Genomic DNA, 15,308 nt, shown 5'->3' on the forward strand with positions numbered 1-15,308 from the left:
AGCAACGATTTGCGATCGGGTCGGATGGCGGTCTGGAGGAAGATGGACTAGCGGGAAGGTAGAAAAGTGCGTCTGACTACCGCCCCCTGCGTAGGTACAACTTCAAGCTCATCGTTCTCAAACTGTAAGCTGAAGGGCAAACTGGACGTATCTACCGTTAATTCGTTCACGCGCCACGGGGTCAGATAGCTGACCAGCAGTTCGCCGCGTGCGTTAGTCGTGGTGCCAAACTGATTGTAAAAACTCACCCCCGGCGTCTGGGGAACGTCGACGAGAGCCACGGTTTCATCCAGCTGTTGCCCGGCGGTTAACCCACCGCTGTGCAGCAATAAACTGCCGCTCAGATCCGCATGATAATCCCGCTGCCGACCGTTGCGCGTCAGGCCAACACTGGCTTCGCCCGCGTTGTACTGGTATCCCGTGCTCATTTTCAGCTCGTCGTTACCGTGCTCCTGATGCTGCGCGGTGACGTCGTAGCGTAAACTATAGTCACTCAGCGCCGAGCCGTAGAGATTTACGCCGTGCGTCGCGCTGTTCCTGCTGTCCAGCTCGGAAACGTAGCCGACGTTAACCGTGTGTCCTGCCGCCGAGAACGGCACGCTGATGTTCAGGCCCATTACGGTTTCAGCGGGATACTCCTGATACTGATTTCTGTCGACCGCAAGGCTGATGTCAATTTCCTGCCAGCGCGTGTTCAGGCTAAGGCTCAGATTCTGGCTGCTGGCGTGGCGCCTGCGGGAATGCGTCCAGTTCCAGGAGATGGCCAGCGTGGAGTCCTCGTTAAAACTCTGGTTAATCTCAAGCTGGCCGCGCGCTGCCCTGCTGGTCGTGTCATCGTCCCAGCCGTAGCGAAGCGTGTCGGCACGGTTAATTTTCTCTTCGAAGGTTCGATACTGGCTGCCGTGGGGATACCCTTGCAGCTGGGCATTGAGGTGCGTCTGGGTGGTGAAAAAGGCCTTTGCATAACGAAGCCGCCAGGCCATCCCCCTGCTTTTTACCCCCTGTTGGGTATATTGCGCATGGCTGAGATCCGCAGAAAGCGCTCCCCAGGCATAAAAGTTCTGCCCGACCCCGGCGACCTGGCTTATGTAATCCTCACCCTGCTGCCATCCGGCAAACAGCGTTGTGCCAGAGGCTACGCCCCAGGAAAAGGTGGACTGGGCAAACCGGTCTTTATCGCTCTCGGTGCCGTGATAGGGCTTATAGCGCCCGGCCGCCAGCTCGTAGCTGACAATCCCCTGCCCCGTTAGATTGGGCATGACCGACCAGGGTAAAATGCGCGTTCTCTCGGTGCCGTCGCTCTCCTGCACCGTCAGCTCCAGGTCGCCCTGAGGATCGGGAGGGTAAAAGTCCTGAATCGTAAAAGCGCCCGGCTGGACGTGCAGGCGATAAACCCGCTGCCCGTTCTGATGAATAGTCACTTCAGCCTCGCTGCGCGCATAGCCCGTAATCCAGGGAGAGGAAGGTCGCCAGCTGTCCGGATACATCGCCTCATCGCTGGCGATAGACGCACCGCGAAAAGTGAAGCCGTCAAACATCGCGCTGGAGGTTGTTCCGTCACCCAGAGTCATCCGCGCCCGAAGCGAGCGGATGCTGCGCCACAGAGACGCGGAGCGGGTATAAGAACCCTGCTTGTCCGCCCGATCGCGCCAGAAAGTGTTCTGATAGCGCAGCCGCCAGGCGCCTATATTCAGGCCATTATCCAGCTCAAGCGTGGCGTCGGTCCCCGCCTTCTCCCCGCTATATTGCGCACTCTTTTTATCGGCATCGAGACGGTAATTTGTAAACAGCGCGGGAATACCGTCGTCCCAGCGGCTGGTCGTCACCCCGTTTTCCTGTGGGGCTATTGCTTCCTCAGGAAAGAGTAAGGTAAGTAACCCCGCCGACTCCCGATACCATGACTGAAAACCAAAGCGTTCCGCTGACCCCTTCGTCAGGCAGCCCTGTTCGCCAAAGCTAAGCCGCTTCAGCACATTCTGGCGGATACCCCACTCCTCTAACAGAGGGCGAGTCAAGCAGGGTGACCCCTGAGAAAAAGTCAGGGAAACGGCGCCCTTATAGACGTTATTGAGGATTATCCAGGTTTTATCAGCGCCCCGTGCAGGCAGGATGAGTGAACTGAAGAGGAACGACAGCAAAAAGGCGAGGCGTAACATGGGATTACTATGCAAAAAAGCAAAAGCGGGCACCCCTGCTTTTGCTTAACGCTGATGCTTATTTTTGCAGCTTAGCAAGTTCAGCACGCGCCTGGCTCAGCTCCTGCTGAACTTCGCGCAGGTCGGCCTGCTTTTCAGCCAGCTTCTTCTGATATTTAGCGATTTTTTTCTGGTCGCCTTTAGCCTGCGCCTGCTTTAAATCAGCCTGAACTTCGCTGACGTCGTCGCGCTTCTCGGCCACTTTTTTCTCAAGCTTGCTGACTTTTTTCTGCGCGTCGGCCAGCACGCTGCCGTTGGTGCAATGCGCCTTCACTTCTGCCAGCGCTTTTTTCAGGCCAGCAACTTTCTGCGTGTTGCCGTATTGCTGAGCGATAGAGATCTCTTTTTGCAGCGCTGCGCTTTTGTCAGCGCATGACTCAGCCGCATGAGCCGCATTAAAGGCACCAGCAGAAAGCATCAGAGTTAAAACGGTTGCGAACTTTTTCATGAACTTCTCCTTTGTTTATAAACGGCCTGCGGTTGCCGGGCCGTATCCTGTTAACAAAAGAGTAAGCTCCCCGCGCGACGTTTACGACGCGCCCCGGACTTCAGTTTCCTGTAGGACGTTCTACAGCGCCTGTAGTCTCTCTTTAAGCGCCTGATGTAGGGCGGTCAGCGCCGCCTCAAGCTCAGCCATTTCTTCCGGCTCACTTTGCTCTTCCAGCCTGATACACAGCGCCTCTATAGCCGGGACGCCCAGCAGCTGAAGCCCGCCACGGAGGCGATGTAAACGAGACTGTCTCTCTGCTGCGTCGCCCTGCCTGAACCAGCGCAATACCTCTTCAAGCTCATCGAGCTGCAGGCGCAGAAAAGCTTTCCCGTTTTCGCCTGCCAGCAACGCGGGGGGAAGCTTAATGGAAGGAAGTGTGACTGCGGAGTCATGGACAAAAGCCAGATTTTTAAGGCTCTCAGCCAGCTGTGCGAGCGTAACGGGTTTAAACAAACATGTCGTCATTCCGGCATCGATTGCCGCTTCACGCGTGCTGCCCCGCGCGTCCGCCGTCAGGCCAATCAGAGAGAGTTCTGGCTCGCGTTCTCGCAGCACTGCCGCCAGCTCAAATCCATCCGTGCCGGGCATGTTGCAATCGGTGATGACTAAATCGACCCTATGCTGCTCAAGGTAGCGTAACGCTTCAGAGGCCCCGGCAAAGCACAGGGGCCGGTGCCCCAGATGCAGCAGCTGATGTTCAAGCAGCATTCTGCCAGCGCCGTTGTCATCCACCACCACAATGCGCAGAGAAACGTTTTGCTGCATACCCTCATGTTGAGCTTTGGGAATAGAGTCCGGTAGCGACGAGAGACGGGATAATCGCAGGCTTACCGCTACCTGCGTTCCCTTCTTTGGCTGGCTGGTGAGGGTTATTTTGCCGCCCATCATCTCCGCGAGCCTGCGGCTGATATAAAGCCCTAATCCACCTCCTTGCCCCACCTGCCCCTGAGAAAACGGCTGGAATAAACGCTGCTGAACCTCATCATCTATCCCCTGCCCGGTATCCTCTACTTCCAGACGCACGTTAACCGTATTGCTGGATTCCTCATGGTGATGAATCGCCCGCAGCGTCACGCTGCCCGAGGAGGTGAATTTAATCGCGTTGCTTAAAAGATTCGAAACTATCTGGCGGAGCCGCAGCGGGTCGACAAGCACCTCCCTGTCCAGTTCGCTGTCTATTTCCAGGTGAAAAGCCAGCCCTTTTTGCCCCGCGATGCCCTCAAACAGAACGGCAACGGACTCAAGTAAAGCGAGCAGCGACGTCCTTTGCGGGTAAAGCACCAGCCTGTCGGCCTCAATGCGCGACACGTCCAGAATATTGCCAATCAGCGCCAGCAGCGACTGTCCTCCCTGCCAGGCAACCTGAATACGCTGCTGATTTTGCTGGGTATCCTGAGGCCTGGACATCACCAGCTCCAGCAAACCGATCATGGCGCTGACCGGCGTTCGCACCTCATGGCTCATGGTTGCCAGATACTGAGTTTTAATCTGGCTTACGTTTTCAGCCTGACTTTTCTCCCGAGTTATTTTCCGTAGCCTGCTTCGCAAAATGGCTATGCGCCAGCCACCGGCAGCGGCCAGCAAAGCAAAAAAGAGCAGCAGCGATATCCATAGCCCTTTATATGCCAGCAGAGGATTAGTCTGCGTCACGGCCAGCTTGTTACCTCTGCCGCCGTTGCGGGTGATGGCATGGAGGTCTTCGGGAGGAATATTGATTAGCGCTTTATTGAGGATCATGACCAGCGGATACAAACGCCTGGAGGAGCCAAACGAAAAGCGCATCGGCGCGGTATCCACGCTGCCGAGGATTTTCAAACCGGCGTACTCATCGGCAAGGAGCCAGTCGTTTGCGACGATCAGCGGCATAATCATCATGTCGCTTTTGCCGTCCAGGACACGCTTAAGGCCCGCGCGCCAGTTATCAACGTTGATAATCTCTTCGTCGCTATGCCTTTCAAGCCAGTCTGTAGGCGCCTGGGCAAGCTGGGTAACAATGCGTGTCGGCTGCAGGCCTGGCGGAGGATTTTTTTTGCCGACCATCACCCAGGAGTTATACAGCCAGGTGCGCGTCGTCAGCAGGTTATGCCGCCAGATGCTGGTCTGAACAGCGCCCGCCACAATATCGCTTTTATCGTTCTCCACCGCCTTAAGCGCGGCTTCAAAGCTGGGATACGGCTGAATATCGAAGATCAATCCGGTGCGCAAGCGCAGCGCGGTAAGAATATCCGCAATAATGCCGCGCATCTGGCCCGAGGCGTTAAACCAGGAGAGAGGATTATTCTCTGCAATTACGGCGACGCGAATATGGCGATGCTCCGCAACCCACTTCTTTTCAAGCGTGGTAAAAACCGGTCGCTGTTCCCCGAGCGAAAGAGGGATACCGCCGTTCCAGCGCCGATGAATCTCAATCGACACGCTTTCTGGTAAAGCCCCGAGCAGCCGATCGATCGCCGCAATCCACTGCTTTTGTTCTGGTAAAGCCGCTAAAGAGAAGCCTTCGGTCGCCAGCGGCACAGGGATCGGACGTGAGGATAAATTACTTAAATTTGACTGGCTTATCAGATACTGGACCGTTGTGGCATCGCAGATAAACAGATCGATATGGCGAAATGCCAGCGCTTCGAGCGCGTGACGGCTGGAAGAGAAAGCCTCCAGCCGTGCGGAAGGATAGTGCGCAAGCACCGCCTGCCTGTCGTACTGCGGGCAGATAGCAATGCTTTGCTCGCCCTGAAGCCTTGGCGCGTCCATGTTGCTCACTTCCACCGGCCGGTTTTTACTGTAAGGCTGGCTCAGCACCAGGCCGGCCAGCCGCTGGCTGCTACCCGCCTGGGCCATAACGTCAGCTTCTCCTTTCACCAGCGCGGCTAACGCTGCGTCATAGCTGTCAAAGCGTAGCACCTCAATCTCAACGTTAAGATTGGTGCCGATAACGCCGATAAAATCGGCGTTAATGCCGCCATAATCGCTTAACCCGGTGGTAATGTCATAGGGCGGGGACATCGGTAACCAGACGGCGAGCCGCAGCTTTCTGTGTTCCCGCACCCAGCGCCACTGGGTGACGCTAAGCCCCGGATCCTCAAGCACGATATTACTTCGCGCCAGCAGCTGTAGCTCGTTGTCCGCCGCAAAAACAGGGCCAGAGAAAAGAAACAGAAGGATCCCGGCTATCAGCGATTTCTTCAACTCCCGGCTTCCTCATTCAGCAGCTTAAACAGGGGATCGAGGCTCTCCACGCCGCACTTTTTCAGGATCCGGATTTTATAGGTGCTGATCGTTTTGTTGCTCAGCGACAGGCTATCGCCAATCTGCTTATTGCTCTGGCCGCGCATGAGGGAGTGTAAAACCGTCAGCTCACGATCCGACAGCCTGGCGAGCAGGGCCTGCGGGGAGAGCGGCGCTGGCCGATCGCTTCGTAACAGATCCATCGCTTCCCGGGGAAAACAGTGGTAGCCCTGAAGCAGCAGGCGGCAGACTGACTCCAACGCATCCAGATTCAGGCTTTTATTAACGAACCCATCCGCACCGGCCTGCAGCGTTCTGCGGGCATACAGCGCTGCCGGTTGGTTGGTATAGATAAGAATGCTCAGGGAAGGAAAATGCTGCTTGAGGCGCGGCAGGAGATCGAGCCCGTCGCTGCCGTTAAGCTCCAGATCCAGTAAGAGAAGATCGGGAGCATCCCGATGAATTTGCTGAATTAACCTGTCGCCGTTTGACGTTGTGACGCGCAGATCGCCCTGCTTTTCAAGCGTCACCTTCAGCGCGAAGCAGATCGCCGGATGATCGTCGACCAGTAAAACGGAAGCCATAGAATCCCTTATGCCTGTCAGCCACTACCTGTGTTGGGGGGATACTATACAATCTCTTTTCGGGGAAAGGATATGCGGAGGATTTCTGGGTTTTTGCGGGTGTCGCGCAGGGAAGGGAAAATCCCTCTCAAACCGCTTAAGCCGCATGAGAGGGAAAAAGCGGAACGATTAAGACTTACGAACCTCAATCTTCAGCGTGTCGGTGTAGGTCACGCGTACGCTCTGGTTAACTTTCAGATCTTTCAGGTGGGCCTGGATGTCCGGGTTATCCACCATCACGGTTTTCTGCCCGCCTTTCGGCCCTTCGAAGGTCACTTCGTTCTTCTTCAGATCGATGTGTTTGATTTTCAGCTCAACGTTAACCTGACGGAACGCTTCATGCTGCGGGTCGCCTTTGGTGGCTGGCGCGGCGCCCTTGGTTGAAGAAGCCGTTGGTGCGGATTTATCGACGTTGGTATCTAACGCTACGGCGACGGAATGGGTCACCGTGGTATCCACAATATCACCCGCTTTCAGGTTAGCCAGGTCGCCCGCCTGCTCCGGCACGGTGACGGTCACTTCATTGCCTTCGCTGCCGCTTAAAACCACCTCATGGTTTTTCTGGTCAACGGAGACAACTTTTGCGGAGAAGTGGTCTGCCTGGAAATTACCGCTTAGCGGCAGCGTATCGGCATGGGCGGCAAACGCGCTGAACGCCAGCACGGACACGGCTGCGGCACTTTTAAACATCGTCTGAATCTGTTTCATTTGTGGATATCCTTATGATAAATGATGATTTTGCCCCGAACGTCAGGGCAAATCGGGACTTAACGATACTTCTTGTGGTAGGTATTGCGGGTACCTTTAAATGCTTCGGCGGCGGCCTGGGCCTCTTTCACTTTTCCCGCGTCAGCAAGTTTGATGGCGCCGTCAATCTGGCCGACTAAAAGGTCCAGCCCGTGACGGAAATCCTTCATTTTTGCACTGTCCGGCGCTTCATTTTCAAGCTTTGGCGGAGTACCTTTTTGCGCATCCAGCGCGGCGGTACGCATGTTGTTGAGCGAGGTTTTCAGCTCGGCGGCGCTGTCGGTACTCATCACGGTTTTGTAGTTCTCCGCGATGGTATCCATGTCGTCGCCCACGTCTGCCGCCTGAGCGGCGGTGGCGAAGAGGACGGATGAGACTGCCAACATTGCAAACAAGTTCTTACGGATCATTTATGTCCCTTATTATTATGCTGAAGAAGGGCGCTGCAGGACGCGCCCCTTACCGTTCTACTGCCCGGCGATCTTCATCTCCGGTAACAGCACTGAACCACACTGGATGTTACTGCGTTTCTCGATATCACTGCCTACTGTGACCATCTCGCGCCACATGTCTTTTAAGTTGCCAGCGATGGTGATTTCGCTCACCGGGTACTGGATCTCGCCGTTTTCTACCCAGAAGCCGGACGCACCGCGCGAGTAGTCGCCGGTAATGCCGCTTACGCCCTGCCCCATCAGCTCCGTCACCACCAGCCCGGTGCCCATCTCTTTGAGCATGCCGTCAAAGTCGAGGCCGCGGCCTTCGATGCGCCAGTTATGGATGCCGCCCGCATGACCGGTGCTCTTCAGGCCCAGCTTGCGTGCGGAGTAGTTGGTCAGCAGCCACTGCTGCAGGACGCCGTCCTTGATAATATCGCGGCGCTCCGTGCGCACGCCTTCGCTGTCGAACGGCGTAGAGGCCAGGCCTTTCAGCAGGTGCGGATGCTCTTCGATGGTCAGCCACTCCGGCAGAATTTGCTTACCGAGGTGATCGAGCAGGAACGTTGATTTACGGTACACTGCGCCACCGGCGATAGCGCCGACCAGGTGTCCGAACAGGCCGGTAGCCACTTCCGCAGCAAAAATGACGGGCGCTTTCATGGTGGAGAGCTTACGCGGGGAAAGGCGGGACAGCGTGCGGCGGGCACATTCGGCACCCACCCACTCCGGGCTTTCCAGATCTTCGATTGCGCGCCCGATGGTATACGCGTAATCACGCTCCATTTCGCCGTTAACTTCGGCGATAACGCAGCTGGAAAGCGAATGGCGCGTCGAACAGTAGCTTTGCAGCATGCCGTGGCTGTTGCCGAAAACTTTAATGCCGTAGTGGCTGTTGAAGCTGCCGCCTTCGGTATTGGTAATACGTTTATCCACGTTCAGGGAGGCGTTTTCAGCGCGCGCCGCCAGCTCAATGGCACGGTCGGCGTCCATTTCTACCGGGTGGAAAAGGTCTAAATCTGGCGCTTCGAAAGCCAGCAGCTCTTTTTCCGCCACGCCCGCGTACGGGTCTGGCGAGGTGTAGCGAGCGATATCCAGAGCGGCCTGCACGGTGCGCGCAACGGCGTCAGGGCTTAAATCCGTGGTGGAGGCGCTGCCTTTACGATTCTGGTGATAAACGGTGATGCCGAGGGCACCATCGCTGTTAAATTCAACGTTTTCAACCTCACCGTAGCGAGTGCTTACGCCAATGCCCGTGGTTTTGCTGACGGCAACTTCTGCGCCATCGGACTGCGCGGAAGCCAGTTCGAGTGCCTGTGAAACCGCCTGCTCAAGCGTCTTACGTTGTTCTGCTACCTGCGTGTTTACTTTCATCGCGACTGCCATAATCTAAGGTGAGTTAATTAAGTCTAACAGGAACAGAACAATTTCGCAGTGAACAGGCTTTACTGTTAGAATTAGCCACTTTTTTTTAGGAGCCTAATATGACTAAGCAGCCCGACGACTGGCTCGATGACGTCCCCGATAATGAAAACGAAGACGACGATGATGAGATTATCTGGGTCAGTAAAAGCGAAATTAAACGCGATGCCGAAGAGCTAAAGCGCTTAGGCATGGAGCTGATGGAGTTGGGCAAAAACGCGCTCGACAAAATCCCTCTGGACGATGACCTGCGCGCCGCCATTGAGCTGGCGCAGAAGATCAAGAAGGAAGGCCGCCGCCGTCAGGTGCAGCTGATTGGTAAAATGATGCGCTCCCGCGACATGGATCCGATCCGCCAGGCGCTGGACAAGCTGAAGAACCGCCACAACCAGCAGGTTGCGCTGTTCCACAAGCTGGAAGCCCTGCGTGACCGCCTGGTGGAAGAAGGCGACGATGCCATGACCGAAGTGCTGCGCCTGTACCCGGACGCCGACCGCCAGCAGCTGCGCGTGCTGATCCGCAACGCCCAGAAAGAAAAAGCGGCCAACAAGCCGCCGAAGTCCTACCGCCAGATCTTCACCTATCTGCGCGAGCTGGCCGAAAGCCAGGATTAAAATTAAGGCCCGCAAGCGGGCCTTAATTATTGGTAAAAGCTATTCGTAGGTCGGATAAGCGCAAGCGCCATCCGACAAAACCGGTGGATGACGCTGCCGCTTATCCCCCCTACGGACTGGCCGAAAGCCTTAATTATTATTATTGGTAAAAGCTATTCGTAGGTCGGATAAGCGAAGCGCCATCCGACAAAACTGGTGGATGACGCTGCCGCTTATCCCCCCTACGGACTCATCCGTTCTAAGCCATCACCACGTCACACAAATCCTTGTTAAACCGCTGGTACTGCTCTTCGCTAATCTGCTGCGGGTAGCTCAGCACAATCAACTCGTGATCGGCGATCCCCTCGTGGTAGCTCGGGTGCACATGCTCATAGCCATTTTCATGGAAGCCCAGACTTTGATAGAAGCGCAGGCGCTTATGGGCGATCTCCGTGGTCAGCGGGTCGATTTCCAGAATGGTTAACGGGTGCATTTGCAGGAACTGGCTCAGCATTCGCTTGCCGTAACCCTGCGCGCGCAGCCTGCCGTTTACCGCCAGGTGCTCGATGTAGGTGTAGCCGCTGAAGCGCCACGCGCCAATCATGCCGATAAACTGCTCGCCGTCGAACCACGCCTGTAGCTCGTAGCGCTCGTTTTCCAGCGCGCTGGCTTTGGCCTGCGGCTCCCGCTTTTCATGCAGGGGGAACGCGCTTTCATACAGCTCGTCTACCCCGGCAAACCACGGGGAATCCATCCCCGCTATTCTTTTAATCGTCAGCATATTAATCAATCAGATGGGCGATATCGTCGTAATCCACCGACGGCGGGGATTTACGCAGGAAGTCGGTGAGGAACAGCAGATAGCAGAAGCCAATTCCCAGCCAGACCAGACCAACAATCATCGCGTCGCGCTCAAGGTTGACCCACAGCCAGACGGACATCACGAAGCCGATAATCGGCAGCAGGCCGTACTTGATCATCGCGCTCGTGCCGCGGCGCTTTTCGTTAATCAGGAAGTGTTTCACCACGCTGAGGTTAACGAAGGTGAACGCGCCCAGCGCGCCGAAGCTGATCATGGAAACAACCAGCCCAAGATCCAGGAACAGCGCGGACAGGGAGATAGTCGCCACGAACAGAATCGCACGGTACGGCGTATGGAACTTCTTGTGCAGATGGAAGAAGATTTTACGCGGCAGCACGCCTTCACGCCCCATGGCGTAGAAGATACGGGATACCCCCGTCTGCGCGGTCATCGCCGAGGCGTAAACGCCGGTCAGGTAGGCGGCCATAAAGAAGTTATACATCCACTTGCCGCCGACTTTCTCGGATACCACCAGGCTTGCGGTGTCCTGCACCGGGATCAGCGACTGCCAGTCCGGGTAGGCCAGATGCGCGGCGTAAGAGACGGCCATAAAAATCGCGCCCGCCACAACCACGGTGATAAGAATTGCGCGCGGCAGGGTACGCTTGGCGTCGTGGGCTTCTTCAGCCATTGTCGCAATGGCGTCAAAACCAAGAAACGCGAGGCACAGCACAGCCGCGCCGGAAAGCAGACCGGCAAAGTCGCCCGCCCCTACCAGCAGCGGCTTCATTAAGGCTGCAGGACTCAAATCAGCTTCGCTGAACGACAGCGCGATAAACAGCACGATGAACACCATCTGCGCCGCAATCAGCGAGAAGTTCACCGAGGTCATCAGGCGGACGCCCAGAATATTCAGCAGGCTCACCGAGGCTATACAGGCCACCACAAACACGGAGGCGGGAATAGCCGGGAAGGCCTCATGCAGGAAGATCCCCAACACTAAATAGTTAAGAATTGGCAGGAACAGGTAGTCCAGAATCTGCGCCCAGCCGACCAGGAAACCCACCTTACCGCCGAAGCTGCGCTGCACGTAGGAGAACGCCGACCCGGCCAGCGGCAGGGCGCTGGTCATGCGGCAGTAGCTCAGGGCAGTAAACAGGATGGTGATAATCGTCAGGAGATAGGCGATGGGCAGATGGCCATGGCTCAGCACCGTTACCTGGCCGTAGGTGGTAAACACACCCAGCGGGACCATATAAGCGAGGCCAAATGCGACGAGCGCAGGCGTTTTGAGGACTCTTCGCAACTGAATATTTTGTGGCATTACCGTATCATCTCCTGGTGAAACAAAGCACCGACTGGTCTTCCTGCCGAGGCAGGGGAATTTTGAAAACGGCGGATTTTGGCACAAGGGGTGGGGGTTGGAAAGGCGCTTATTATTAATTAGCCATTATAGTCAATGAAGTTTGTCACAAATCAGAAAATCCAGGCAGAAACGGTGGATGACGCTTCGCTTATCCACCCTACGACTGCGGTTTGTAGGGCGGATAAGCAGCCAGCGTCATCCGCCAGCTTACTCAGGCCTGGTACACAATTTTCCCGCCGACCAGCGTGCGCATAACCTTCGTCTGGTAAACCTTCTCCACCGGCTGTTCGAACAGGTTGTTTTCCAGCACGATGGCGTCCGCCAGCTTGCCGACTTCCAGCGAACCGATGTACTGCTCGCGGGCAATCATGTAGGCGGCGTCAATAGTCGCTGAACGCAGCGCTTCGATGAGCGTCAGGTCGCGGTCGGTGTCCAGGCGAGGGCCAGCCGGGTTGCCTTCGCTGTCCCAGGCGCGGCGGGTCATGCCCACCTGCAGGTTGTACCATTCGTCCAGACGGTCAATCGGCCAGTCGCTGCCGTAGGCCAGCCGCGCACCGGCGTCCAGGAAGCGGGCCGCTGGCTCCATGTGCTCAAAGCGCGCGTCGCCCAGCATTTCGCGCTCTTCATCAATCAGCACGCCCGGCAGTCCGCCCCACTGGTAGGAGAGCACCGCCGTCGCGCCCAGCTTCGCGAAGCGATCGTACTGATGCGGCGCAACCAGCTCGTTGTGCGCAAGGCCGGGACGAACGTCTTTGCCCGGATAAGCGGCTCGCATTTTTTCGACCGCGTTCAGCACCATCTCGATTGCGCCGTCGGCAACGGTGTGGGTGTGCGGGTGAATGCCAGCGCGGCCACATTCCACCATCAGGGCTTCGAGAACGGGCGCGGTGAAATAGAGATCGCCGTAGCGCTCGCTCGGCTGCCAGTCCGGCGCATCGTGCGTGCCACGGTTCTCGCGGTAAGGTTCCAGCAGCGAGGCGGTCATGGTTGGCGGCTGAAGCACGCCGTCCACGAAGAATTTGACGTGCGTGGTGCCAAAGCCCGGCGCTGGCGTCCATTCTGCGTCGTTCCAGGCACGGTTAAACTCGGCGATTTCATCGATGGCGCGTGCGGCATCCTGCGGGCCATCAACGCTGTCCGGCGTCACTTCTTTGGCGCCCAGCATCCGCACCGTCAGTTCGCCACGGTCGCGCAGCACGGCGAAAGCTTCGAGCTGCTCCGCAAATACGCGGGTATCCATTACCGTCGTCACGCCCTGCTGGTTAAGCACCTGCTGGACGTGGGTGGCAATCTGTACGTTCTGCTCCGGCGTGCCGGATGGGATGCTGTCAAAGGCGCGCATGGCTGGCGCATCTTCCAGAATACCGGTCAGGCGGCCTGCTTCGTCGCGGGCAATTTTACCGTCGGCAGGGATCGGCGTGTTTTCGTCGATGCCGAGCATTTCCAGCGCGCGGCTGTTGGCCGCCAGGGTGTGGCAGTCGTTGGAGAACAGCGCCACCGGGCGTTGCGTATTAAGGGTGTCCAGCGCTTCGCGGCTCATATCCGCGCCGACCGGCGTCATCGCCTGACGCTGCCACGCGCGCACGGTCAGCCAGTCGTTTTCGCCGGTGAACGGGTCGTTATCGATGTGCTTCTGGATAATCGCCAGCGTCTCTTCTACCGAGAGCGCGGCGTAGTTCAGGTTGCAGCCGCGAAGCTGCTTGCCGCCCCAGAACGGGTGCATGTGGCTGTCGATGATGCCGGGCAGCATCACCTTGCCCTGCAGGTCGATAACCTCGGTTTCCGGCCCGGCCAGCAGCATAACCTCTTCATCGCTGCCCACGGCAACGATATAACCTTCACCAATGGCGATGGCCTGACAGAAGGTGTCATGCTCATCAGCGGTATAAATCGTGCCGTTATGGTAAACGACATCCACAGCTTGGGTGTTTACAGTCATTTTTCAGCGCTCTTTCAGCGTGGGTAAAAAAAATGCCAGCCGGGCAGGCTGGCATGAATACATAATAGTTGCTTAATTACCGCGCGGCTTTTTTTGCCAGGCCGTCGAGCAATTTTTGATGGATGCCGCCGAAGCCGCCGTTGCTCATCACCAGGATGTTATCCCCCGGCTGCGCGGTTTTGAGAATCATCTCCACCAGCGAGTCCACGTCGGCGCTACAGTGCGCGGGCTGAATGCAGGCTTCTGCCACTTCAACCACCTGCCACGGAATATGCGGCGGCTGCAGCAGGAACACTTCGTCAGCACGGCCTAAAGAAGGTGCCAGGTCATCTTTGCTGTGGCCCATTTTCATGGTGTTGGAGCGGGGTTCCAGCACGGCAAGAATGCGCGCGGTGCCGCCTACTTTGCTGCGCAGCGCCGCAAGGGTCGCCAGAATAGCCGTTGGGTGGTGGGCGAAATCGTCATAGACGGTAACGCCATTTTCTTCACCGCGCAGTTCCAGGCGGCGGCGAGCGTTCACGAAGGTGTCCAGCGCCTTAGCGGCATCAGCAGGCGCCACGCCGACATGACGGGCGGCGGCAATGGCCATCAGGCCGTTGTGCATGTTGTGTTCGCCCACCAGCTGCCAGTTCACTTCACCCACGCGCTCGCCGTCGAGCAGCACTTCCCAGTGGGAGGCATCCGCATTGAGCTTTTTCGCCAGCCAGTGGCCCTGTTCGCCCACCAGCTCCTGCTCGCTCCAGCAGCCCATCGCCATGGTCTGCCTGATATTAACGTCGTTTTCCGGCCAGATAATTTTCCCCTGCCCCGGCACGATGCGCACCAGATGGTGGAACTGTTTCTGAATCGCCTTCAGGTCGTCGAAAATATCCGCGTGGTCGAACTCGAGGTTGTTGAGGATCAGCGTGCGCGGACAGTAGTGCACGAATTTGGAACGCTTATCGAAGAAGGCGCAGTCGTATTCGTCGGCTTCAATCACGAAGAACGGGCTGTCGCCCAGGCGCGCGGAAACGTCGAAGTTCCCCGGTACGCCGCCGATCACAAAGCCTGGCTTATAGCCGCAGGCTTCCAGGATCCACGTGGCCATCCCGGCGGTGGTGGTTTTACCGTGGGTGCCCGCTACCGCGATAACCCAGCGGTCGCGCAGAACGAAATCATGCAGCCACTGCGGGCCGGACATGAACGGGATGTTCTTTTCCAGCACGGCTTCCACGCACGGGTTGCCGCGCGTCATGGCGTTGCCGATGATCACTAAATCCGGCTGCGGCTCGAGCTGGCTCGCATCGTAGCCCTGAATCAGGGAGATGCCCTGCTCTTCAAGTAACGTGCTCATTGGCGGGTAAACGTTGGCGTCTGAACCGGTGACTTCATGGCCCAGCGTGCGAGCCAGCATAGCCAGTCCGCCCATAAAGGTGCCACAAATCCCTAGAATATGAATGCGCATACAAAACTATCCTTTCTCTGTTTGGCGCACA

The 15,308-nt window shown here is 57.1% G+C and carries 12 protein-coding genes; 1 reads left to right on the top strand and 11 read right to left on the bottom strand.

Features of this window, described 5'->3' with window-relative positions:
• Nucleotides 1-47 precede the first annotated feature (47 nt).
• The 7 genes from AAE045_RS02620 to pmbA form a co-directional block, all read right to left on the bottom strand.
• A complete protein-coding gene (locus tag AAE045_RS02620) occupies nt 48-2,156 on the bottom strand; it encodes a fimbria/pilus outer membrane usher protein (RefSeq protein ID WP_455546340.1) in 2,109 nt (702 codons plus the stop codon).
• Between the two features lie 58 nt (nt 2,157-2,214).
• Complete coding sequence (locus AAE045_RS02625; RefSeq protein ID WP_455546341.1) at nt 2,215-2,643, bottom strand: DUF1090 domain-containing protein; 429 nt, start codon at nt 2,641-2,643, stop codon at nt 2,215-2,217.
• Between the two features lie 120 nt (nt 2,644-2,763).
• Nucleotides 2,764-5,868, bottom strand: a complete 3,105-nt coding sequence (locus tag AAE045_RS02630; RefSeq protein WP_455546342.1) for an ATP-binding protein — start codon at nt 5,866-5,868, stop codon at nt 2,764-2,766.
• The gene (locus AAE045_RS02635) at nt 5,865-6,491 is read right to left on the bottom strand and encodes a response regulator (RefSeq protein ID WP_455546343.1); all 627 of its coding nucleotides are present in this window, start codon (nt 6,489-6,491) and stop codon (nt 5,865-5,867) included. Before AAE045_RS02635 ends, AAE045_RS02630 begins: the two co-directional genes overlap by 4 nt.
• Nucleotides 6,492-6,659: 168 nt before the next feature.
• Nucleotides 6,660-7,238 carry a hypothetical protein gene (locus tag AAE045_RS02640; RefSeq protein ID WP_455546344.1) on the bottom strand — a complete coding sequence of 193 codons (579 nt, stop codon included), beginning with the start codon at nt 7,236-7,238 and terminating at the stop codon, nt 6,660-6,662.
• A gap of 59 nt (nt 7,239-7,297) precedes the next feature.
• Nucleotides 7,298-7,684: a cytochrome b562 gene (gene cybC, locus AAE045_RS02645; RefSeq protein WP_455546580.1), complete on the bottom strand. Its 387-nt coding sequence runs from the start codon at nt 7,682-7,684 to the stop codon at nt 7,298-7,300.
• A gap of 60 nt (nt 7,685-7,744) precedes the next feature.
• Nucleotides 7,745-9,097 (bottom strand): metalloprotease PmbA, encoded by a 1,353-nt coding sequence (gene pmbA / locus AAE045_RS02650; RefSeq protein WP_202304066.1) that lies wholly within the window; start codon nt 9,095-9,097, stop codon nt 7,745-7,747.
• Nucleotides 9,098-9,195: 98 nt separating this feature from the next.
• Between pmbA and yjgA the strand changes: the two genes are divergently transcribed.
• Nucleotides 9,196-9,747 carry a DarP family protein gene (gene yjgA / locus AAE045_RS02655; protein ID WP_455425934.1) on the top strand — a complete coding sequence of 184 codons (552 nt, stop codon included), beginning with the start codon at nt 9,196-9,198 and terminating at the stop codon, nt 9,745-9,747.
• Nucleotides 9,748-9,985: 238 nt separating this feature from the next.
• Here the strand turns inward: yjgA and AAE045_RS02660 are convergent, their stop codons facing one another.
• From AAE045_RS02660 to mpl, 4 genes are all read right to left on the bottom strand, one after another.
• A complete protein-coding gene (locus AAE045_RS02660; RefSeq protein WP_455546345.1) occupies nt 9,986-10,507 on the bottom strand; it encodes a GNAT family N-acetyltransferase in 522 nt (173 codons plus the stop codon).
• Between the two features lies 1 nt (nt 10,508).
• Nucleotides 10,509-11,852 carry an APC family permease gene (locus AAE045_RS02665; RefSeq protein ID WP_455546346.1) on the bottom strand — a complete coding sequence of 448 codons (1,344 nt, stop codon included), beginning with the start codon at nt 11,850-11,852 and terminating at the stop codon, nt 10,509-10,511.
• Between the two features lie 253 nt (nt 11,853-12,105).
• The gene (locus AAE045_RS02670; RefSeq protein ID WP_455546347.1) at nt 12,106-13,833 is read right to left on the bottom strand and encodes an amidohydrolase; all 1,728 of its coding nucleotides are present in this window, start codon (nt 13,831-13,833) and stop codon (nt 12,106-12,108) included.
• A gap of 76 nt (nt 13,834-13,909) precedes the next feature.
• Nucleotides 13,910-15,277, bottom strand: coding sequence for a UDP-N-acetylmuramate:L-alanyl-gamma-D-glutamyl-meso-diaminopimelate ligase (mpl, locus tag AAE045_RS02675; RefSeq protein ID WP_455425938.1), 1,368 nt, complete (start codon nt 15,275-15,277; stop codon nt 13,910-13,912).
• Nucleotides 15,278-15,308 lie beyond the last annotated feature (31 nt).

Origin of the sequence: Dryocola clanedunensis (assembly GCF_038405435.1) — a bacterium.
Lineage (GTDB): Bacteria > Pseudomonadota > Gammaproteobacteria > Enterobacterales > Enterobacteriaceae > Dryocola > Dryocola clanedunensis_A.